Consider the following 21,845-nt stretch of genomic DNA (forward strand, 5'->3'; position numbering starts at 1 on the left):
GTCATCCGACAACCGACATCATAGAAAAGCGAAGCCATCGTAGATTTGCACCTGGCCGCCGTCAAGCGCACCCCCAGCGATGCGCGGGCCTTTTATAGTAAAAGCGTGATTTCGCTCAAGCAGTTGAAATATAAAGCGCTTGAGGCCTGTATCGACGTTATCTGCATGAGTTGCGTATCTTGACACTTGCCGGCGGCAAACTTAGCATCAGCGAATACATAGATGTGTGTCGTCGTATAACTAATAACAACCCGGCATGGGCGACAAACAGCACCTGCACGCAAACCCATCTTTAATTAGTAGTGTGAACTGATTTCGAAGCGCAACGCGCCACCGCGCCCGGAAACAGGAGGAGACAAAACTTGAAAGCAGTCAAAGGCCTGCGCTGGTGGATCATCGCCCTCGTTTGCGCGGGCACCATCCTGAACTACCTCGCGCGCAATTCGTTGGCGGTGCTCGCGCCCGAACTCCGGCACGTGCTGAACTTCAGCACGCAGCAATATTCGTATATCGTCGCCGCCTTTCAGATTGGCTACACCATCATGCAGCCAGTATGCGGCATCATCGTCGACCTGCTCGGGCTGCGCATCGGCTTCACGCTGTTCGCCGCGCTGTGGTCCGCAGCGGGCGTCATGCACGGCTTCGCCACGGGCTGGCTCTCGCTCGGAGCGATGCGCGGCCTGCTCGGCTTGTTCGAAGCCGCCGCCATTCCCTCGGGCATGAAAGCCGTTGCGGAATGGTTTCCCGACCGGCAAAAGTCGGTGGCAGTCGGGTACTTCAACGCGGGCACGTCGCTGGGCGCCGTGCTCGCGCCGCCCGTCGTCATTTTCTTTTCACTGCGCTTTGGCTGGCAAACGGCTTTTATTGTGACGGGCGCGGTCGGTTTCATCTGGGCCGCCGCCTGGTACGTGCTCTATCGCGCGCCCAGCGCCCACCCTCGCATTAGCGAAGGCGAGCGCGCGTTCATCACGCAAGGGCAACATCGCCCGGCGGCGCAAGGCAAGGCGAGCACGCGCGAGGTCGTGACCTCGCGGCGCTTCTGGGCGATCGCACTGCCGCGCTTCTTCGCGGAACCAGCCTGGCAGACCTTCAGCTTCTGGATCCCGCTCTATCTGGCGACGGAACGCCATATGGACCTCAAGCAAATCGCCGCGTTCGCATGGCTGCCCTTCGTCGCCGCGGACCTGGGCGGCATTCTGGGCGGCTATCTCTCGCCCTTCCTGATGCGTCATTTCCGTTTGCCGCTGCTGTGGTCACGCGTGGCGGGCGTCGTGCTCGGCGCGTTCATGATGATCGGGCCCGCGTGCATTGGGCTCGTCGCATCGCCGTATATGGCCATTGCGCTCTTTTGCGTCGGCGGCTTCGCCCACCAGATGATCTCCGCGCTCGTCAACACGCTCGCCGCCGACGTGTTCGATCCGCGCGAAGTGGGCACGGCAAGCGGTTTCGCGGGCATGGCCGCGTGGATCGGCGGCCTGAGCTTCTCGCTCGTAGTCGGCGCACTCGCCGACAAGGTGGGCTACGGCCCGCTGTTCGCGAGCCTTGGCGCATTTGACCTGATCGGCGCCGCGCTGCTCGTGTGGCTCATCCGCGGGCAGTCCCGCAGCGATTACAAGCTGGCGCGCGCATGACAGCGCCCGGCAAGACAAACAAGGACTATCCATGACGACGCTCCTCCATCCCCCCAGGTTCGCGCTCGCGAAGCACGACGGCCACCACCTGCGCCTCGAAAGCGCGCAGGGCGCGACGATCGACGTGTTCGTGCTCGAAGAAGACATCGTACGCGTACGCGTGTTGCCAAACGGCCGTGCGCATGGGCCACGCACATGGGCCATTGCACCAGGGCTCGACGACGTTCCGTACGAAGGCCGTGACCGGCTCGATACAACCGGCTTCGCGTTGCCTTCGTTCGGCCTCCTTTCGAATCCGGACGAGATCCGCGTCGAGACCTCGCAGATCCGGCTCACCATCGCGCTGGCCGGTGGCCGCTGTACGTGGGAGATCCGTCGCGACGATGGCTGGCACTGCGTCTTGCAAGACCGCGCAACGCAGGCCTACAACTTCGGCTGGTGGGACGAACGCGCCTACCATTACGTGCGCCGCCAGCCCGGCGAGATGTATCTGGGCCTCGGCGAACGCGCCGGATCGCTCGACCGTGCGAACCTGAGCTACCGCATGATCAATGTCGACGCGATGGGCTACAGCGCGAAAACGACCGACCCGCTCTACAAGCACATCCCGTTCTACTTGACCTGGCAGCGCGATACGCGGCTCGGTTTCGGCCTCTTTTACGACACGCTCGCGGACTGCAGCTTCGACATGGGCCGCGAACTGGACAACTATCACGGCCCTTACCGTCACTTCGTCGCCGACCACGGCGATCTCGACTACTACTTCATCGCCTCGCCGCACACGCCGCTTGCTGCCGTGCGGCGCTTCACGTGGCTCACGGGACGTCCGGCGCTCATGCCGAAGTGGGGCCTCGGCTACTCCGGCTCGACCATGAGCTACACCGATGCGCCCGACGCGCAGCGCCGCATGGGCGAATTCCTCGAGCGTTGCCGCGAGCACGATATTCTTTGTGATTCATTTCATCTGTCGTCGGGCTATACGTCGATCGGCGCGAAGCGCTATGTGTTCAACTGGAATCACGAGAAGTTTCCCGACATCGCACGCTTCGTTCAGGATTACCTGGAAAATGGCGTCAAGCTATGCGCGAACATCAAGCCGTGCTTGCTGCGCGATCATCCGGAGTTCGAACAAACCGCGCGCGACGGCTTGCTGATCGAGGACCGCAACGGCGAACCGGCGTGGGTGCAGTTTTGGGACGACGTAGGCGCGTATATCGACTTCACGAACCCCGACGCCGCGCTCTGGTGGAAGGACCACGTGAAAGACGCGCTGTTGCGTCATGGCATCGCCGCCACCTGGAACGACAACAACGAGTTCGAGATCTGGTCGCCCCACGCCATGGCCCACGGCTTCGGCACGCCGTGGCCCGCGCGTGAAGCGAAGGTCCTGCAAACGCTGCTGATGATGCGCGCCTCGCGCGACGCGCAGCGCGAGCACGCCCCCGACAAGCGCCCCTTCCTCGTTTCGCGCTCGGGCGGCGTGGGCATGCATCGCTACGTGCAGACCTGGTCGGGCGACAACTCCACCTCGTGGGAAACGCTGCGCTTCAACCTGAAAATGGGCCTGGGGCTGGCGCTTTCGGGCGTATCGAACATCGGCCACGATATCGGCGGCTTTTCGGGGCCCGCGCCCGAGCCGGAACTGTTCATCCGCTGGATACAGTTCGGCGTGTGGATGCCGCGCTTTTCCATTCACTCATGGAACGACGACGGCACGGTCAACGAGCCGTGGATGTACCCGTCGCTTACGCCCCAGGTTTCGGCGCTGCTCAAACTGCGCTACCGGCTGCTGCCTTATCTGTATCAGTTGCTCTGGGACTCGACGATGCACTACGAGCCTGTGCTGCGCCCGACCTTCGCCGAGTTTCCCGACGACGCGCGCTGCTACGCCGAATCGGACGACATGATGGTCGGCGCTTCGCTGCTCGCGGCGCCCGTGGTCGAGCCGGGGCAAACAGAGCGCGAAGTATGGCTCCCAACCGGTGCGCGCTGGACCTGCTACTGGAGCGGCGAACAGTTCGAGGGCGGACAGAGCGTAACGCTGCCCGCGCCGTGGGACCGGCCCGTCATGCTGGTGCGCGAAGGCAGCGTGATTGCGCTTAACGTCGCCGTGCAGCAGTTCGGGCATCGCGGCGACCAGCGCGCCTTCATCGTGGTGCCTTTCGCGGACGGCGAACGCGTTTGCCGCCGCTATGTAGAGGACGACGGCGAAACCGAGGCGTGGCGGCATGGGGCGTTCGGCAAGTGGACCGTCTGTGCGCAGGGCGACGCGAGCACCCTCACGCTCGCCGTCGAAGCGACCGGGCCGATGCCTCGTACGCCTGCTTCCGCGGAAATCCTGTTGCCCGCAAGCGAAGCGCGCGGCGTGGCTGTTGCCGCGGGGCGCATCGTCAAGGACGAACGCATGGGCGGCTGGCGCCGCATCGTCATCGAACTCGGTTGATGTAGCGGGAAATAACCAGACTGGACACTTTCGCGCCACGGAGATGGCGCCGCTCGGCCCTACGATGCAGGCACGCCCGGAGCGCTTGACCGGGTGTCAAAACATCAATGGAGACGAGCATGAGACGACTGGTACAGCGAGCGGTGCGCGTGATCGCCGCAATGGCGCTCGTGGCAATCAGTGCTGGCGCACTGGCGGCGAACGGCAAATTCGTGGTGATATCGCACGCACCCGACGCGGATCCGTTCTGGAACGTCGTGAAAAACGGCATCGCCGACGCCCAGAAGGACTTCGGCGTCACGGTCGACTATCGCAATCCGCCGAACGGCGACCTCTCCGACATGGTGCGCCTGCTCGAGCAGGCCGCCGCCCACAACTACGATGGCGTGGCAACCACGATCGCCGACTTCGATGTGGTTCAGAGCCGCGTCAAAACCATCGTGAGCAAGGGCATTCCCGTCATCACATTCAACTCGGGAACCTCGCAGCAAAACGCCGCGCTCGGCGCGCTGCTGCACATCGGCCAGCCTGAATACGAAGCGGGCAAGGAAGCAGGCTTGCGCGCACGCGCCGCCGGCATCAAGTCGTTCCTGTGCGTGAACAATAACGTGACCAATCCTCTTTCGTTCGAGCGCTGCCGCGGGTTTGCCGAGGCGATCGGCGCCAACGCGAAGGAATCGATGCTCGACTCCGGCAACGACCCGACCGAGGTCGAGAACAAGGTCTTCGCCGCGTTGCGCCAGCGTCCGGACACGCAGGCCGTGCTCGCGCTCGGGCCCACTTCGGCGGTGCCCGCCATGCGCGCGATCGCCAAGCTCGGGCTCACGAACAAGATCTTCTTCGCGACGTTCGACCTGACGCCCGAGGTCGACAAGGGGATCGAGGCGGGCACGGTCGCCTTCGCGATCGATCAACAGCCCTATCTGCAAGGCTATATTCCGGTCGCGCTACTGGCGATCATGAAGCAGGACAAGTCGCATGACATCCACCGGGCCGTCGCGGCCTTGCAGACCAACGCGCAATTTCAGCAGCGCATCAAGATGTACGGCCTGACCCCGCGCTTTACACCCGATGGTGTCGATACAGGGCCCGGCTTCGTCACGCGCAGCAACGTGGCGCTCGTCGAAAAATACGCTGGCCAGTACCGCTGATACCCCACCACACATGGCGGCCCGCCCTGGGCCGCCCGCCTCAGTCATTTGCCCGCGAAAATCGCATGCAAACGCGACCCCGGTTATCATCGCGCTCTTGCGTACGCGATCCCGCTTTCCGTCCTCCGAATGCGATTCCGATGCGCGCCGCATGACGCAACCGCAACCGCAGGCCACTGAAAGCAACCGCAGGCAAACGATGTCCCCCATCCCTTTCGACGCCATCCTCTTCGACTGTGACGGCGTTCTCGTCGACTCAGAACGCATTACGCACGTCGTACTCACGCAGATGCTGGGCGAACTCGGCTGGACGCTCTCAGTGGACGAAGCCATGCGCATCTTCGTCGGCAAGGCCGTGAAAGACGAGGCCGCGCGCATCGAGGCGCATACGGGCTTCGCGATTACGGATGGCTGGCTCGAAGGCTTTCGCGCGCGCCGCAACGAAGCGCTCGAGCGCGATCTCGTCGAGATTCCCGGCGCGCCCGCAGCCGTACGCGCGGTGCATGCAGCGATGAATGGGCGCATCGCCGTCGCCTCGGGTGCGGACCGGCGCAAGGTCGAGCTGCAACTGCGCAAGGTGAACCTGCTCGACTGCTTCGAAGGACATATCTACAGCGGCCACGAAACGCCGCGCAGCAAGCCGCATCCCGATGTCTATCTCGCGGCGGCGGCTGGTCTTGGCGTGGACACCGGGCGCTGCGCCGTGATCGAGGACACGGTCACGGGTGCGCGCGCCGGGCTCGCCGCGGGCGCCACCGTGTTCGGCTACAGCCCGCCCGAGCCCGGCCACAGCAGCGCCCAGGCGCTGCTCGAAGCGGGCGTTGCGCACGTATTCACCGACATGGTGCAGCTTCCCGCCCTGCTTGCGGGCTGGTCAAATCGTTAAGCGCGTATAAAACAAGCGCAAATCCGCCGCGAACCTCGCGCACTGTTGGCCGCACGCATCACTGCCCACCACGCAGAACGCAGCCCGCCCACGAGTCGCATACCATCCGAGTCGTGGCGCTGCGAAAAATAAAGATAGTTTGCTATCGAATCGCTTTGGGCTATTATCCGCCGATGTCGAATCTTCATACTTTACGCCTTGCGGTTAGCAGCACGCTCGTTGTGGCGGCCCGCAAATGGCGCCGCACCACCCACGGCGCCCTCACCGCATACAACGTCTCCGAAGCGTGCGCCGCGCCGCTTCTCACCGCCGGGCGCCTTGGGGAAGCCGTGCGCCAGGTGACGCTCGCGGAGCACGTCGGCATTGAAGGCCCATCGCTCGTGCGCCTGCTCGACCAGCTCTGCGCCGCGGGCCTCGTGCGCCGCGACGAGGACCCCGACGACCGCCGCGCAAAAACGATCTCGCTGACGAGCGAAGGCCGCGCCGTGACCGAGCGCATGGAGGACGAACTGCGCTCCCTGCGTGCACGTGTGCTCAAGGGCGTGAGCCGCGCCGACCTCGAAGCGACGCTGCGCGTGCTCAACGCGTTCAATGCCGTGCCCCCCGCAGACCAGGCTGACCGGGCCTTACACGACTGAAAGCAGAAAGCGGACCCATGACCTACCCCTCCATCCGCGACTGGCTCTTTTCGGTCAAGACCTTCGCCGCGTCGATGCTTGCGCTCTACATCGCGCTCGTATTCCAGTTGCCGCGTCCCTACTGGGCGATGGCGAGCGTGTACATCGTCTCGAACCCCTTCGTGGGCGCCACGCGCTCGAAGGCGCTTTATCGCGCGCTCGGCACGGCGCTCGGCGCGGCCGCGGCGATCCTGCTCGTGCCGCCTTTCGTCGAAACGCCGCTGCTTTTCAGCGTGATCGTCGCCACGTGGACCGGCACACTGCTTTATCTGGCGATCTCGGACCGTACCGCGCGCAGTTATGTGTTCATGCTCGCGGGCTACACCATGCCGCTCATCGCGCTGCCCACCGTGACCGATCCCACCACGATCTTCGACGTGGCCATCGCGCGTACGCAGGAAATCACGCTCGGCATCATTTGCGCGAGCGTGGTGGGCAGCAACATTCTGCCGAGCCGCCTCGCGCCCACGCTGATCGAACGCGCCGACGCGTGGTTCCGCGACGCCGCCTGGTACGGCAGCGAAACGCTCTCGGGCCATATCGTGGGCAACGCGCTTTCGGCCTGCCGCCAGCGCATGGCGGCCACGGTGAACCAGCTCGAATTCCTGCTGAGCCAGTTGAGCTACGACCACACGCACCCGGAAATCCTCGCGCGCGCCGAATCGATGCGCGGACGCATGCTGCTCTTTCTGCCGATGATTTCCGCGCTCGCCGACCCGCTCATCGCGCTGCGCCGCGATCTGCATGTGTGGCCCGAAGGCCTCGACAGTCTGCTCGACGATGCGGCCCGCTGGTTCGGCGAGCCGCTGCCCACGCGCGCCGCCGACATGCACGACGACGCGGGCGACCCGACCGCGGAAAGTCTGCGCAAACGCATCGCCGCGCTGCAGCCCGCGCGCGACGCGCTCGCGAGCTGGCAAGGCGCGCTGCTCTCCAATGCGCTCTGGCGCCTCGGCCAGGTGATCGACGTCTGGCAGGACTGCCGCGCGCTGCGCGCGCTCATCGCACACGAAGCGGGCAGCACATGGCGGCCGCGCTATCGGCACTGGCGGCTTGGCGGCACTGAGCGCTTCTACGATCGCGGCCTGATGGTGTTCTCGTGCCTCGTGCCCGTGAGCGCGATCCTCGTGGCCTGCTGGCTGTGGGTGAGTTCGGGCTGGCACGACGGCGCGGGCGCGGTGACGCTCGCAGCCGTGGCCTGCTGCTTCTTCGCGGCGTCCGACGAGCCCGCGCCGCTCGTGTTCCGCTTCTTCCTCGCCACGGCGGCAAGCGTGGTGTTCGCGGGCCTGTACCTGTTCGTCGTGCTGCCCAAGGTGCACGACTTCGCCATGCTCGTGCTGCTGTTCGCGGGGCCGTTCATCCTGATCGGCACGCTGATTCCGCGCCCCGCTTTCAATATGGTGACGATGCTCGTGGCCGTGAACACGGCGACCTTCATCAGCGTGCAGAGCGCCTACGAGGCCGACTTCCTCGTGTTCCTCAACAGCAATATCGCCGGCGTGGCGGGCCTGCTGTTCGCGTACCTGTGGACACGCGCCACGCGCCCGTTCGGCGCCGAACTTGCGGCGCGGCGCCTGCTGCGCTCGAGCTGGAGCGACGTCGCGCTCTCGGCCTCGCACACGGCCATCGCGGACCAGCGCAACCTCACCTCGCGCATGCTCGACCGGCTCATGCAGCTCATTCCGCGTCTCGCGGCCTCCGACGACCATCGCCATCCGTCGGTCGAGAGCTTTCGCGATCTGCGCATCGCGCTCACCGCGCTCGATTTGCGCCGCTCGCTGCGCAAGCTCGACGCCGACGTGACCGATGCGATCGACCGCGTGCTCGCGGGCGTGAGCGACCACTACGCACGTTGCGCGCGCGAGCGCGAGCGTCAGATCGCGCCGCCCGCACTGATGGCGCACATCGACGACGCCATGCGCCGCGTCGCGGCCCACGCCCGCGCGCAACTGCCGCCCGCCACCGTGGCCGACGCGGATGCCCAGAGCGCGCCGCGCGCGCTCGTCTCGCAGCGCTCGTTGAGCAACACGCTGCACGCGCTCGTGGGCATGCGGCTCGCGCTCTACCCGGCTTCGTCGGCGCAGTCGCCTTCCAACCCGGACGCCACGGTATGAACGCGCATTCCTCTTATCCTTTTTCGAAACCCGCATCATGATCGGCGAAATCGATATCTTTGGCGTGTTCGTGCCCGCCGTGCTTGTGTTGATGCTGATCGCGTACCTCATCAATGTCGTGATCGGCAAGGTGCTCACGCGCGTCGGCTTTTACCGGCTCGTGTGGCATCGTTCCATTTTCGATCTTGGCATTTATGTCTTTGTGCTGGCTGCTGTCGTCATCGTGTCGCATCGCTTCGTGAAATAACGTGAACGTGAAAAAAACCTGGTTCTCCGCAGGACAGATCCTGCTGACGCTCATCGTCGTCGTGGTCGCCGCCCTCGTGCTGTGGCGCATCGTCAACTACTACATGTTCTCGCCGTGGACACGCGACGGCCGCGTGCGCGCCGACGTGATCCAGGTCGCGCCCGACGTAGGCGGCCTCATCACCGGCGTCGACGTCGTCGACAACCAGCAGGTCAAGCAAGGCCAGGTGCTGTTCGTGATCGACCAGGCGCGCTACGCGCTCGCGCTGCGTCTCGCCCAGGCCACGCTCGAGCAGCGCAAGGCCACGCTCGCGCAGGCAAAGCGCGAATACGCGCGCAACATTGCGCTCGGCAATCTCGTGGCGGCGGAAACGCTCGAGGAAAGCCGCACGCGTGTCGATCAGGGCGAAGCCGCGGCGGCCGACGCTCAGGTCCAGGTCGACACCGCCAGGCTCAATCTTCAGCGCACGACGATCGTGAGCCCCGTGGACGGCTATTTGAACGACCGCGCGCCGCGTGTTGGCGAGTACGTCACGGCAGGCCGCGCGGTGGTCGCCGTCGTGGACATGCATTCGTTCCGCGTGGATGGCTACTTCGAGGAAACGCGCCTGCACGGCATCCAGATCGGTCAACCCGTCGAGATCACGGTGATGGGCGAGGCGCGCCCGCTACGCGGTCATGTGCAAAGCATCGTCGCGGCGATCGAGGACCGCGACCGCCAGGCGGCGCCGAACCTGCTGCCCAACGTGAATCCGGCGTTCAGCTGGGTGCGTCTTGCGCAGCGCATTCCGGTGCGCGTGGCGCTCGACGAAGTGCCCGCCGATTTCCGCATGATCGCGGGCCGCACGGCAACGGTGGCCGTGCGCACGGAGGCGAACAACGACCGCAAGGCCGCAGGCGCGAAGAACGCGAGCGGCGCCGTCGCCTCGCAGCCCGCCATGGGTGCGAGCGCTGCTGCCGCTTCACAGCCCGCTCCACAGCCCGCTTCACGGGCCGCCGGAGCTTCGCAATGACACGCCGCAGTCTCTGGCGCAGCTTTGCCCTTACGCCGCTCGCGCTCGCACTGGGCGCGTGCATCACGCTCGGTCCCAACTACCACGTGCCACAGGAAGCCGCAGTCAATTCGCCACTCGCGCAAGGGCCGATCGAAGGCGCGGACCACGCGCCCGTGTCGCAACTGGGCGTGCCCGCCAACTGGTGGCAGCTTTACGACGACCCCACGCTCAACGAGCTCGTGCAGGAAGCGCTGAAGTCGAACACGGACCTGCGCGTCGCGGCCGCGAACCTCGCGCGCTCGCGTGCGGTGGTCGATGTCGCCAACGCACAGGGCGGTTTCTCGGGCAGCGCGCATGCCGCCGTCGAGCGCGCGCAGGTGTCGGGCGAGCAGTTCCTCCTGTTCGAAAAGGTGCCCGTTGCGACCCTGGGCGACCTCGGCATCAACGTGTCTTACGAATTCGATCTGTTCGGCAAGCTCAGGCGCGGCGTGGAAGCCGCGAACGCCGACGACGCGGCCGTGGAAGCCGCCGCCGATCTCGCGCGCATCACCGTGGTCGCCAACGTGGCCCAGGCTTACGTGGAATCGTGCTCGGCAGCTGAGGAGCTGGAGATCGCGAAGGAATCGCTCAAGCTGCAGAAAGAACGCGTGGCGCTCACGAAGCGCCTGCGCGACGCGGGCCGCGGCAACCAGCCCGACGTGACGCGCGGGCAGACTCAGGCCGACACGCTCGCCGCCGATATCCCGCGCTTCGAGGGACGCCGCCACGTGGCCCAGTATCAGCTCGCCATGCTGCTCGCGCGCGCGCCCAAGGATCTGCCCCCCGCCGCGCTCGCGTGCAACCGCCTGCCCAGGCTCAAGCAGCCGATTCCCGTAGGCGACGGCGCCGCGCTCCTCAAGCGCCGGCCCGACGTGCGCGAGGCCGAGCGCCAGCTTGCGGCATCGACGGCGCGCATTGGCGTGGCGATCGCCGAGATGTACCCCGACGTCACGTTCGGCGCGGGCGTGGGCACGATCGGTCTGACCAGCGATCTGTTCACTCCTGCGACCAATGCGTGGTCATTCGGACCCCTGATCAACTGGACCTTCCCGGCCAATGGCCAGCGCGCCCGCGTGCGCGCAGCGGAGGCCGCGACAGGCGGCGCGCTCGCGCACTTCGACGGCGTGGTGCTGAACGCGCTGCGCGAAACGCAGTCGAGCCTCGCGACCTACGCCGCCGACGACCAGCGCGCCGATTCGCTGCGCACGGCCTACACGTCCGCGCAGCAGTCGGCGGACGAAACGCATCGCCTCTATGCGGCGGGCCGCGAAGCGTTCCTCTCCGATCTGGACGCCACGCGCACCCTGACCACCGTGCATGCGCAGGTCGCGGCGGCCGAAGGCCAGGTTGCGCTCGACCAGGTGCGGTTGTTCCTCGCGCTTGGCGGCGGCTGGGAAGGGAATCAGCAAACGCTGCAGCAGCAAGGTGCGCAGGGATCCCACAGCGCGCCGGCAGCCGCCGCGGCGACTTCGCCCGCGCCAGCGAATTAAAGGCGCTTGCTTCTCCCTTAGCGCGCCACGCCGCCTTGCGCGGCGTCGGCGCGCATCGACTTCTGCGGCTTTGCAAGCGCGCCGCGCACCTCGAAACGCACGGTATCGGTCACTTGTCCTCGCGCATCGACGAGTTCGAGTGTGTGCTTGCCTGGCCAAGGCAGCCACGCCACGCGCGCGGCGCCGCCCAGCGCCTTGCCGTCCAGCCGCCAGTTCACGCGCGCGCTCGAGCCCGTCGCGCGCTCGAACCATACGCGCTGACGCTGCGCCGGAATGTCGGGATCGAGCGCGAAGATCGTGCCGTCCACGGGGCTGCCGATCTGCGCCGGGCCGCGCGCGAGATCCGCGGCGTTCGAGGCGAGGCCCACCAGCGGCGTTGACGTGCCCGCGATGAACCACTCGGTGCGCGACGGCTCCACGGCATCGGCGAACTGCACGCGCACGCGTTCGACGCCAGGCGGCGCGGCAGGCGCGACACTTGGCACGCGCCGATGCAGATAGCCGACGATCGCGGCCCACACCGGCGCCGCGCCGCTCACGCCGGAAACGTCCCACATGGGCGAGCCGTCCGCGTTGCCGACCCACACGCCCACCGTATAGCGCGACGTGAAGCCCACGGTCCAGTTGTCGCGCATGTCCTTGCTCGTGCCCGTCTTGACTGCCGAAAACATGCGCGTATCCAGCGGGCTGTCGAAATCGAAGGTACGCGTGCGCGCGTTGTTGTCGGCGAGGACGTCGGTGACGATGAACGCGGACTCGCGGCTGAATACGCGCTTTGACGCGCTATTCGACGCAACCTTCGCAGGCGCAGGCAATTCGACGATCGGGCTCACGACGCCGCCGTTGGCCAGCGCGCGATACGCATTCGTGAGCGTGACGAGGCTCACGTCCGCGCTCCCCAGCGCGAGGCTGAAGCCGTAGTAGTCGCCCGCTTGCGTAAGCGGCAGGCCGAGTGACGTGAGCGTCTTCGCGAAACGATGCGGCGTGACCATCACGAGCGTGCGCACGGCCGGCACGTTCAGCGACGAACCGAGTGCAGTGCGTACGCTCACCCAGCCCTTGAAGCCCTTGTCGTAGTTCTGCGGCATGTAGAGGCCGCCGCCCGCCGCAAGATCGAGCGGCGCGTCGTCGAGCAGCGAAGCGGTCGTAACGCGGCGCTCGTCGATGGCTTCGGCGTAGAGAAAAGGCTTGAGCGTCGAGCCCGCCTGGCGCAGCGCAAGCGCCGCATCGACCTCGCGCGCCTTCGATAGGCCTCCTGATGACCCCACCCAGGCGAGCACTTCGCCCGTTGCGTTATCGAGCACGACCACCGCGCCATCCTGCACGTTGCGTGGATGCGCCCGCGCGTTGAGTTCGATGAGCGTGCGCGTGAGCGCGTCGCGCGCGTAGCGTTGCAGGTTGGCGTCGAGCGTCGAGCGCACGCGCATGCCGGGCGCGGGGTGCACGGCGTTCGCGATCTGGCGCGCGAAGTGCGGCGCAAGCTGCGGCGAGTTTTCGCTGCGGCCGTCGAACGAGGGATCGTCGGCGGTGATGGATGGGCGCGCGAAGGCCATCTGCACGAAGGCATCGAGATTCGGGCAACCACGATCGCCGCTCGCGGCGCGCATGTCGCGCAAAATTCGGCACGCGCGCGTGGCGACCTTCGTATAGGGCGCATTGGGCGCCCGGATCAGCGCGGCGGCGACGGCCGATTCGCGTTCGTCGAGCCCCGATGGCGCCTTGCCAAACAGCGTTTGCGAAAGCGCGGAAAGCCCCACCGACTCGCCGCGGAACGGCACGAGGTTCAAATACGCTTCGAGAATCTGGTCCTTGCGCCAACTGCGTTCGAGCCGCAGCGCGTCCACCGCCTGCACGGCCTTTTGCGCGAGCGAGCGCTGGCCCGAGTGCTTCGGGTCGTCGTCGAGCAGGCCCGTGAGCTGCATCGTGACCGTGGACGCCCCGCGTGTACGCGTATTCCACAGGTTCGCCCAGGCGGCGGCGGCGGCGCCGCGCCAGTCCACGCCGCTGTGCTCGTAAAATCGTTTGTCCTCCGAAACGACGATCGCCTCGCGCAGCGCCGGCGAAACGTCGGCGAGCGCGACCCAGTCGCCGCGCCTCGCGGTGTGTTCCACGCGCGTGCGCTGCAGCGGCGTGCCGTCGCGCGCGAGTAGGACCCAGTCGGAGCTTTGCCACTGGCTGCGCACGTCATCGAAAGTCGGCAGTGCGAACGCGGGCAGCGGCAGCAGCACGAGGCACAGCACGGCAACGCCAGGCGCCCGCGCGAAGCGATGCCGTCGCGCGAATGGGCGGCTCATTGCGCTGCCTTCACGACCATCGGCGCGTTCGGCGCGACGCCGAACGTCGCGGGCGCATAAAGCGCCTCGACGCGCGTGGGCGGCAACCCGAACGTGCCGACGTTATTGAGCCGCACGGTGTACTCCACCGAAATCTTGCCCTTCGGCAGAAACTCGTAATAAGCACGATAACCGTCGAATCCGCGCTCGATGAATGCTGGCCACGGACCGTTCTCGTCCTGCTTCTCGCCCTGCGTCGCCACGGCCGAATCGCGTCCGAGCCCTGAGCCGAGGATCGTCGCGCCCGCGGGGATCGGATCGTTCACGACGACCCACGTCATGTCGGTCTGCGCGTCGATGTCGAGGCGCACGCGCACGATGTCGCCGCGCGTGTACACGCCCTTCACCGCGCCGCCCAGCGGCGTGATGGTCTTCGCGATGCGATAGCCCGCCGCGAACGGCGCACGCAGCGCGACCGCCGCGAGGCCTTCCACCGTGGCCCAAGGCTTGCCGGTTCCTTCGTGAGTCAGCGTGAGGGGCGCGGCCGCGTTCTGCTTGGGCCACGCGAGAAGCGTACTGCGCGCGGGCGCGTTACGCGTCGCCGCCGTGGCCCCGCTGGCGCTCGATGCCGCTTGCGCAGCGGTTTGCGCCGCCGCGTTCCAACCGACGACGCGAGACGTATCGCCGAGCTGGATCTTCGTCGCGCCCGTCACCGGATCGCGCTCGAACACGCGCGAGAAGCGCTCAACCGCAAGCGAGCCGTATGCGTTCGCCGTCGTCGTGCTCCATGCGCCGTTGTGTTGCAACGCGAGCAGCCCCGCGATGAGCCGCGGCATTTCATCCTTCCACGCCGGGTTATCGGCAAACGCCAGCGCGAGGCGCGCCGCGTTGACCTCCGTGCCGGTCATGAGCCACCACAGATCGTCTTCGGCGGCGGTGGAGAACGTCAGCTGCGTGCCCTGCCACGTGAGACGCGAGCGCAGGATCTGCTCGAGCTGCGCCAGCTTCTCCGTGCGATCCGGCACGTCACGCATGCGCGCGAGACTTTCCGCGTAGTCGATCACAGCCGATGTGGGCCACTGGTTCGGCGCGATCTCGATCGAGCCAAACTGGCGTGCGTTCGCCGCGCCGTAGCGCGAGAGCGCATCGATGGCCGCGAGCTTGCGCAGATCGAGGTCGCGGCGCGGCGCCCAGGCATTGCGCTCGATGCGGCCTTCCACGAAGCGCGTGAGGCCCTCCACCATCTTGCTGCGCAAGGCGTCGGGAAGCGCGAAGAGTGGGTCGAGCTTCGACGCCTCGTCGCTCACCGTGAGCAGATACGCGGTGAGCGCGGTGCTGCCGTGGCTCGCGCTGCCGTCGGCGGGCGGGAAGTAGTTCGCGAGGCCGTCGCGATCCAGATACACGGGCAGGCGCGCAAGCTCCGCCTGCCAGCGCACGGGGTCCCGCAGGCCGATCGCAATCGACGTTTGCTGCTCGAGGCAGGAATACGGATAGCGCGTGAACCAGCGGCGCACGCCGGGCAAGCCATCTGCGAGCTTCGGCTGCAGCGACACCGCGATGCCGCCTCGCACGACGCCTGCACGCGTCGCGCTCGCATTGGCCGGCGGCGCAACGGGAATCGAGAGCGTGCCGTCCACTTGCGCGAGCGTGGCCTGCTGCACCGTGACAGGTATCGCCGCGCTCACCTGCTGTGCGAGCTTCACCGCGTCCGCGGCATGCGCGCCGCCCTGCTCCGCCGCACTCACGTTCCAGACGAGCGCGGGCCGCTCCGCTTCTGCGAGATCGTCCGGAACCGCGGCTGTCCACGCAATCTCGCGCGAAGAATTGGGTGCGAGGTCCACGGTCTGTGCGCCAAGCGCGAGCGGCGGCACGTTCGGCGTGACCAGCACTTTCATCGCGCGTGGAGTCGTATTGCGCAGCGTAAATTGCGCGCGGAAGGTGTCGCCTTCGCGCACTTGCGGCGGCAGGCCCGAGATCAGTTGCAGGTCTTGCGTGCTCTCGATCGTCGCGCTGCCCGTGCCAAAGCGCGCCACTCCGCTCGCCGCGATTGCAACAATACGAAAGCGCGTGATCGAGTCATTCAGCGGCACATCCACTTGCGCCGCCCCGTTCGCGTCGAGCGTGACGCGCGGGTTCCAGTAGAGCAGCGTGTCGAAGAGTTCGCGCGTCGCGCCATGGCCGCCGCCGCCACCCGCCGGCACCGCTTTACGCCCGAAGTGACGACGACCGACAATCTCCATCTGCGCCGTGGCCGTTTCCACGCCGTACGCACGTTGCTGCAGCATGGCGTCGAGCAGATCCCAGCTGCGATTGGGCATGAGTTCGAGCAACGCTTCATCCACGGCCGCTACAGCGATCTGCGTACCCGCGGGCACCGGCTGCCCGCCGGGAAGTTGCACGCGCAACTGTACGTGCGACGTTGCGCGCACCGCGTAGCGTTTCGCGTCGGGCGTCACGTTCACCGCCAGGCGGTGCGCCGCGTCGCCCACACGGATTTGCGCGAGGCCATAACGGAAAGCGGGCTTGGAAAGATCGACGAGCGGCGTGGGCGCTTCGTACTGGCGGCCTTCGTACCAGAACGCACGCGCCCATTCGAGCGGCGCTTTCCAGCCCCAGGTGAAGAACGAATACCACGGCACTTCGTGAATGCGCCCGCGCAGCGCGAGCACCGAAACGTAGACGTTCGGCCCCCACGTGTCGCTCACCTTCAACTCGACGGTCGGGTCGCGCCCGTCGAGCTGTACCACGTGCGTTTCGATGATGCCCTCGCGCTCCACGGCCACGAGCGCCGTCGCGAAGCGAAACGGCATGCGCACCTGGAAGCGCGCGGTCTCGCCGGGTTCGTAGCTCGTCTTTTCCGGCAACACGTCGATGCGGTCCGTGTTCTCGCTGCCGAACCAGAGTTCGTCCTCGCGCGTGACCCAGACCGAAGTCGTCGCCGTGGACGCATGGCCGTCGCCGTCGCGCGCCGTGGCCACGAGCTGGATGTTGCCCGCTTCCTTGAGCTTCGCGTCGCACGTGAGCACGCCGTGATCGTCGCTCGTGCCGCTGCACAGCGTGCCGAGATCGCGCGTTTGCGTGTGGTTGTCGTAGGCGTAGAAACCGCCCACCATGCGCTTGCGCGCCGTGGTCGTGATCTTCGCGACACCACGCACTTCGAGCTTCACGCCCGCGTGCGGTTTGCCTTGCAGATCGAGCGCAATCGCCGTCACCGGCACCGTCCTGCCCACGGAAACCCAATGCCCCGACTTGATGCCCGCCACGACGGCCGCTGGCCAGAGCGTGGCCGCGCCGCTGATGGTCTGCACCTCGCCGTTCGGGTCCGCGAAGGTCGCTTCGAGCGCAAAGCGCTTGGGCGCATCCACGCTCGGCAGGTTCTTCAGCACGAGCGTGCCCGCGCCGTTGCGGTCGAGCGTGAGCGGCTCCTTGTCGGCCACGAGCTTCGCGACCTCGTTGTCCTCCTGCGGGCCGCTCTCCTCGTCTTCAGATGTGTTATCGGCCAGGTTCCCCTTCACGTACGGTGTGAAACTGAAATCGTTGTACGTGCTGGCGAATGACGGTGTGGTGTCCTTCACGAGCGCCGAAACCTGTACGGGCAGATTCGAGGCCGCGCCGCCTGACACGTAATCGATCTGCACCGCGACACTCGCCTGCGTGGCCGCGACGAGCGGCGACGTCTTCTCGTTCTGTACGGCTATCGTGCCCTTGAGCACCGGCAAGCGGAATGCTTCCACGCGGAAGCTGCCGCCGTCGTAGCTCATGTGTATCGCGTCCGCGCTGTTGCCGCCTTCGTCGTTGCCTTCGTCCGCCGTGCTCGCATTCGCGTCGCCGTCGTCGAGCGAGACGTCGTATTCGCCGAGCTTCGCTTCCGGCGGCAACGCAAAGGTCGAGTCAGCCGTATGGTCGGCGGCCCACTTGAGCGGCAGATGCCACGTCTGCCCGCTGCCCGCATGCCGTATCGTCACGCGCGCGGGGTAGTGCTGCGGGAACGCGAATCCCCGCATCGTCTGTGCGCGGATGAAGTGTTTCATCGACACCGTCTCGCCCGCGCGCAGCAGCGTGCGGTCGAACACCGTACGCGCGCGCACCGTGGGCTCCACGCTCGTGTCGGTCGGCACATTGAAGCGCCACGACTCGATGCCGCGATTCCAGTCCGACTGCACGAACGCCATGTCGGGGCCTGTTTTCGGATCGTCGATGCGCGCCGAAACAAACAGCCCGCCATAGCTGTTTTCGCTGCAGTCGCGGCGGTTCGAAAGCGGCCCGTTAATCGTCAGCAGTCCGTGAGAATCCGTCTTTCCCGTCGCGATCGTCTCGCCATTGCAATCGGATACATGCACGTCGGCGCCCGCTACCGGCTCGCCCTTGTCGAGCGATGTGACCCACACCACGCTGTTCTCGCGGCCCTGCTTGAAGTGCACGCCGAGATTGGTGACGAGCACGGTCGTGCGCACGTACATGGGCGCGGGCTTGCTGAGCAGGGATGCCCCAAGCGTTGGCGATGCGAGCTCGATCACGTAGAAGCCCGGTTTCGGCACGGGTATGCCCACCACTTCGAACGGCCGGAGCGACTTGGGATCGGATTTGGGCAGCGCAAGCGTCTGCACGCCCGGCTGACCTTCGAGCAGCGAGAGCGAGCGCACGTCGATGATGCGCTCCTTCGCGTCGTCGTCCCCCTCACCCGTCGTGCGCGGAATCACCACGGGCGACTTCGCACGTGCGAGCAGCCCAGGCATCAGCTTGTCGATCGACGTTTCGCTCATGCCGAAGTTGTCGAACTGATCGACGAGACGCATCCAGCGGCGCATGTCGGTATCGGACTGCACCGCGAGTTTTGCGAACTTCGCCTCGCCCGTGTTGAGCCCCTGCACGTGCAGGTCGGCCTCGACGTTGCGCAGAGTGACCGGCACGAGCGGCGGCGTGCCCGGCTCCGCATAGCGCTCGATGATGCCGAAGGTCGACGACGGAAATTTCGCGAGCGGCGGCATCGGCGCGGTCGCCGTATGCAGTGGGAACAGATCGGCGTTTGCGAGCGCTCGCCCGCTTACGTCCTTGAGGCCCGCGGGCGCGGTGATCGTAAGCGTCGCGTGATCGGGCAAGGGCGCGGCGAATGAGATCGAACTGACTTCGTTGTCCTTGTCGTCCGTGCGGAAGGTCGGCGCGACTTCGCCCTTCGGGCCTTGCAGGCGGAATTTTTGCGCGTCGGCGCGCGTAATGGGCGCGCTCAGATCGACGCGCACGGGCCGCAGCGGCGTGCATGGCGCCTTCGCATTCTCGCGCTCGCAACTCATGCTCGCGGTGAATGGCGCGCGCACCGTGAAATCGAAGCGGCGCTCCACGTCGTTGGGCGTACCGTTCGGTCCCGCCACGCCCTTTCCGTACACGAGTTGCATCTTCGCGCTGGAAGGCAGCGTTTGCTGGCAGGCGAGCGTGAGCACGCTCGCGCTGTCCTTGTCGAGCCGGAAATGTTTGAGCAACACCGCGCGCGTGGACGCATCGACAGGCTGCACGGGGATGCGGTTGCCGAGTCCACCCGACTCACACCAGACGTGCTCGCGCACGGAAGCCGGCGTGGCTGGGCCATTCAGCTTCAGCACGAATACCTGGTTCTCCTCTATTTCTCCCCCATAGGGACGCACGCTCACCGGAAACGGACCGCCCGTCGAGAACGTGAAGCGGCGCGCGCCCGTCACAGCGTTGCCCGCCTGCGATTTGAGCCCGTCGGCGAGCGTGACGCTGCATTGCACGTCGGGCGGCAGATCGGCGGCGAAATCGTAGGCCCAAGTCTTGCCGTCGATCCAGCGGCCCTGGCCCGCACTGGCCGCCGCGTTGCTGCATTGCAGGCGCGCGGGGTCCTTCGCATCGGGTGCGCCGAACGTCACCATGGCCTCGTCGAACTTCACCACCACCTGGCGCACCTGCGCCACGGTCCCTTGCGGCGATACGCTCACCGCACGCGCTGCATAGGCGCGCCACGCCCAGACCATACATAAACCCAGCACCAGAGCTAGCGCCAACGTCCACCACCCGCCAGTTTTTCGTGTTATTCGTTGCATCGACCGGTCCTCGTTTGCGCGCACGCCGCGCGGGCATTGCCGTGCGGCGTGCGGTGAATGGTACAGGGCGCCGCGCGCTCACGCGCCGGGAATGGCCGGCCACGCGCTCGCGCGGGCGGGTCGCGCAGAATGCGAGCGCCCGCGCGCAGCATGCCGCGACCTGGCAACCGGTGATATCGGAAACCGCTGAATTTTCGAACGGGCTAGGGCGAAGGGGGGACCGCCAGGAATACGCTAGCGCGGCTTGCGAACGCGAGCCGGTGAGAGATGGGGTGAAGGCGTGGCGACGGTGCGTAGTAAAGGCGCGCTGTGGGGGCCGCGCACCTCGTGGCTCGCTACGCAATGCGAGCGACCGGTGGCCGCTCGCAATACATCGGATTACGCGGCTTCGCGATACCGCGCCGCCGGCTTCGACTGGCCGAAGTTCGCGAACATTGCAGACCGGGCGGCTTCGTAATCGGCCCACTGCTGCGCTTCGGGCAACGGCGGGATCGTCACTGTCTCGCGCCGGTCATAGCCCACGAGCGCCGCGTCGACGAGGTCATCCACTTCCATCACGGCCGGCAATGCGTTCACGTCCTTTCCGGAGCGCTCCCAGATTTCGGTGCGGGTGGCGCCGGGCACGACGGCCTGGACATACACGCCTTTGGCTCCCAGTTCCAGGTGCAGCGACTGCGAAAAGTACAGCACGAATGCCTTCGTCGCACCATACACGCTCGAACGAAACTCCGGCGCGAGGCCAATGACCGAACCGACGTTCACGATCGCCCCGTTGCCTTCGCGCGCAAAGCGCGGCGCGACCGCTGCGGCGAGGCGCGCAACCGCCGTGACGTTCAGATCGATGAGGCCGCCCACTGCTTCCGGGCCCTGTTCGACGAATGTGCCAGGCAGGCTCGCACCGGCGTTATTGATCAGCACTCCGATGCGTGAGTCTTCTGCGAGGCGCACCTCAAGCAGCGCGAGATCGGCATGCGAGGCCAGATCGGCGCGAACGATTTCCACGTTCACGCCATCGCGCTCGCGCAGGCGCGCCGCGAGGTCTTCCATGCGGGCGCGATCGCGCGCCACCAGCACGAGGTCATGACCGCGCTTGGCAAAACGGTCGGCGTACACGGCGCCGATACCCGTGGATGCGCCAGTGATCAGGACAGCAGGTTTAACAGACATCGAAACTTCTCCTTTGGGATTCCGTTTACATGATGAACGTCATGTAAACGGAATCATGATGACGATCATGTATAATGTCAAGCGTCGATCGAAGGAAACGGGAGAGAACAATGAGGGTCAGTCGCGAACAGGTGGAGATCAATCGCCAGCAGATCCTGGAAGCCGCCGGCAGGCTCTTTCGCGAGCACGGCTACGACGCGGTGACCGTCGCGGACGTGATGAGCGCCGCCGGGCTCACGCACGGCGGGTTCTATGGGTATTTCAAGTCGAAAGACGAGCTGATCGCGCAAACGCTCGCCCACGTCTTTGCACAGGGTGAAGGCGGCGATTCGGATCTGGCGCGCTATGCGTCGCGCTACCTCTCTGCCGAGCATCGCGACAACGTGGCCGGCGGCTGTCCAACCGCGGCGCTCGCCGCTGAAACGGCGCGGCAAACGCCCGAGGCGCGCGCCGTCATGGCGGCAGGACTCGAGCGTCAAATCGAGCGCTTGAGTGCGGGCATGAATGGCGCCGGCGCCGCTGCGGCGCGCCAAGCGGCAATTGGCGGCTGGGCCGCGATGGTGGGTGCGGTCGTGCTTGCGCGGCTGTGCGACGATCCCGCGCTATCGAACGAGATCCTCGCGTCCACGCGCGCCTGGATTCGCGAGCGCGAAGCGCCGCGAAGCTGAAACCGGCGG

At 66.4% G+C, this 21,845-nt stretch carries 13 protein-coding genes; 10 read left to right on the top strand and 3 right to left on the bottom strand.

What is annotated here, in order from left to right; genetic code table 11:
- Positions 1-362: 362 nt before the first annotated feature.
- The 9 genes from L0U83_RS20920 to L0U83_RS20960 all read left to right on the top strand — a co-directional run bounded on the left by L0U83_RS20920 (position 363) and on the right by L0U83_RS20960 (position 11,672).
- A complete protein-coding gene (locus tag L0U83_RS20920; protein WP_233885939.1) occupies positions 363-1,631 on the top strand; it encodes an MFS transporter in 1,269 nt (422 codons plus the stop codon).
- Positions 1,632-1,662: 31 nt separating this feature from the next.
- Positions 1,663-4,074: a glycoside hydrolase family 31 protein gene (locus L0U83_RS20925; protein ID WP_233885941.1), complete on the top strand. Its 2,412-nt coding sequence runs from the start codon at positions 1,663-1,665 to the stop codon at positions 4,072-4,074.
- A 119-nt stretch (positions 4,075-4,193) separates the two neighbouring features.
- Positions 4,194-5,225 (top strand): sugar ABC transporter substrate-binding protein, encoded by a 1,032-nt coding sequence (locus tag L0U83_RS20930; protein WP_233885942.1) that lies wholly within the window; start codon positions 4,194-4,196, stop codon positions 5,223-5,225.
- A gap of 199 nt (positions 5,226-5,424) precedes the next feature.
- On the top strand, positions 5,425-6,111 hold the full coding sequence (locus tag L0U83_RS20935; protein WP_233885943.1) for an HAD family hydrolase: 687 nt from the start codon (positions 5,425-5,427) through the stop codon (positions 6,109-6,111).
- Between the two features lie 173 nt (positions 6,112-6,284).
- The gene (locus tag L0U83_RS20940; RefSeq protein ID WP_233885944.1) at positions 6,285-6,749 is read left to right on the top strand and encodes a MarR family winged helix-turn-helix transcriptional regulator; all 465 of its coding nucleotides are present in this window, start codon (positions 6,285-6,287) and stop codon (positions 6,747-6,749) included.
- A 17-nt stretch (positions 6,750-6,766) separates the two neighbouring features.
- Positions 6,767-8,902 (top strand): FUSC family protein, encoded by a 2,136-nt coding sequence (locus L0U83_RS20945; RefSeq protein ID WP_233885945.1) that lies wholly within the window; start codon positions 6,767-6,769, stop codon positions 8,900-8,902.
- Positions 8,903-8,939: 37 nt separating this feature from the next.
- A complete protein-coding gene (locus L0U83_RS20950; RefSeq protein ID WP_201700131.1) occupies positions 8,940-9,149 on the top strand; it encodes a DUF1656 domain-containing protein in 210 nt (69 codons plus the stop codon).
- A 7-nt stretch (positions 9,150-9,156) separates the two neighbouring features.
- Positions 9,157-10,161: an efflux RND transporter periplasmic adaptor subunit gene (locus tag L0U83_RS20955; RefSeq protein ID WP_233886594.1), complete on the top strand. Its 1,005-nt coding sequence runs from the start codon at positions 9,157-9,159 to the stop codon at positions 10,159-10,161.
- A complete protein-coding gene (locus tag L0U83_RS20960) occupies positions 10,158-11,672 on the top strand; it encodes an efflux transporter outer membrane subunit (protein WP_233885946.1) in 1,515 nt (504 codons plus the stop codon). Before L0U83_RS20955 ends, L0U83_RS20960 begins: the two co-directional genes overlap by 4 nt.
- Positions 11,673-11,689: 17 nt before the next feature.
- Here the strand turns inward: L0U83_RS20960 and pbpC are convergent, their stop codons facing one another.
- The 3 genes from pbpC to L0U83_RS20975 all read right to left on the bottom strand — a co-directional run bounded on the left by pbpC (position 11,690) and on the right by L0U83_RS20975 (position 21,168).
- The gene (gene pbpC, locus L0U83_RS20965) at positions 11,690-13,966 is read right to left on the bottom strand and encodes a penicillin-binding protein 1C (protein ID WP_233885947.1); all 2,277 of its coding nucleotides are present in this window, start codon (positions 13,964-13,966) and stop codon (positions 11,690-11,692) included.
- Complete coding sequence (locus L0U83_RS20970) at positions 13,963-20,001, bottom strand: alpha-2-macroglobulin family protein (protein ID WP_373321073.1); 6,039 nt, start codon at positions 19,999-20,001, stop codon at positions 13,963-13,965. The genes pbpC and L0U83_RS20970 overlap by 4 nt, the downstream gene beginning before the upstream one ends.
- Positions 20,002-20,379: 378 nt before the next feature.
- Positions 20,380-21,168, bottom strand: coding sequence for an SDR family NAD(P)-dependent oxidoreductase (locus L0U83_RS20975; RefSeq protein ID WP_233885950.1), 789 nt, complete (start codon positions 21,166-21,168; stop codon positions 20,380-20,382).
- Positions 21,169-21,278: 110 nt separating this feature from the next.
- Between L0U83_RS20975 and L0U83_RS20980 the strand changes: the two genes are divergently transcribed.
- Positions 21,279-21,836, top strand: a complete 558-nt coding sequence (locus tag L0U83_RS20980; RefSeq protein ID WP_233885952.1) for a TetR/AcrR family transcriptional regulator — start codon at positions 21,279-21,281, stop codon at positions 21,834-21,836.
- The last annotated feature ends 9 nt before the right edge of the window (positions 21,837-21,845 follow it).

Source organism: Paraburkholderia flagellata (genome assembly GCF_021390645.1).
Taxonomy (GTDB): Bacteria; Pseudomonadota; Gammaproteobacteria; order Burkholderiales; family Burkholderiaceae; genus Paraburkholderia; species Paraburkholderia flagellata.

What these genes read in the sequence shown, in the direction of transcription:
- L0U83_RS20935 (WP_233885943.1), top strand. Translation starts at nt 5,425, where the DNA reads ATGTCCCCCATCCCTTTCGACGCCATCCTCTTCGACTGTGACGGCGTT.
- L0U83_RS20930 (WP_233885942.1), top strand. Translation starts at nt 4,194, where the DNA reads ATGAGACGACTGGTACAGCGAGCGGTGCGCGTGATCGCCGCAATGGCG.
- L0U83_RS20980 (WP_233885952.1), top strand. Translation starts at nt 21,279, where the DNA reads ATGAGGGTCAGTCGCGAACAGGTGGAGATCAATCGCCAGCAGATCCTG.
- L0U83_RS20945 (WP_233885945.1), top strand. Translation starts at nt 6,767, where the DNA reads ATGACCTACCCCTCCATCCGCGACTGGCTCTTTTCGGTCAAGACCTTC.
- L0U83_RS20950 (WP_201700131.1), top strand. Translation starts at nt 8,940, where the DNA reads ATGATCGGCGAAATCGATATCTTTGGCGTGTTCGTGCCCGCCGTGCTT.
- L0U83_RS20960 (WP_233885946.1), top strand. Translation starts at nt 10,158, where the DNA reads ATGACACGCCGCAGTCTCTGGCGCAGCTTTGCCCTTACGCCGCTCGCG.
- L0U83_RS20970 (WP_373321073.1), bottom strand. Translation starts at nt 20,001, where the DNA reads ATGCAACGAATAACACGAAAAACTGGCGGGTGGTGGACGTTGGCGCTA.
- L0U83_RS20975 (WP_233885950.1), bottom strand. Translation starts at nt 21,168, where the DNA reads ATGTCTGTTAAACCTGCTGTCCTGATCACTGGCGCATCCACGGGTATC.
- L0U83_RS20925 (WP_233885941.1), top strand. Translation starts at nt 1,663, where the DNA reads ATGACGACGCTCCTCCATCCCCCCAGGTTCGCGCTCGCGAAGCACGAC.
- pbpC (WP_233885947.1), bottom strand. Translation starts at nt 13,966, where the DNA reads ATGAGCCGCCCATTCGCGCGACGGCATCGCTTCGCGCGGGCGCCTGGC.
- L0U83_RS20940 (WP_233885944.1), top strand. Translation starts at nt 6,285, where the DNA reads ATGTCGAATCTTCATACTTTACGCCTTGCGGTTAGCAGCACGCTCGTT.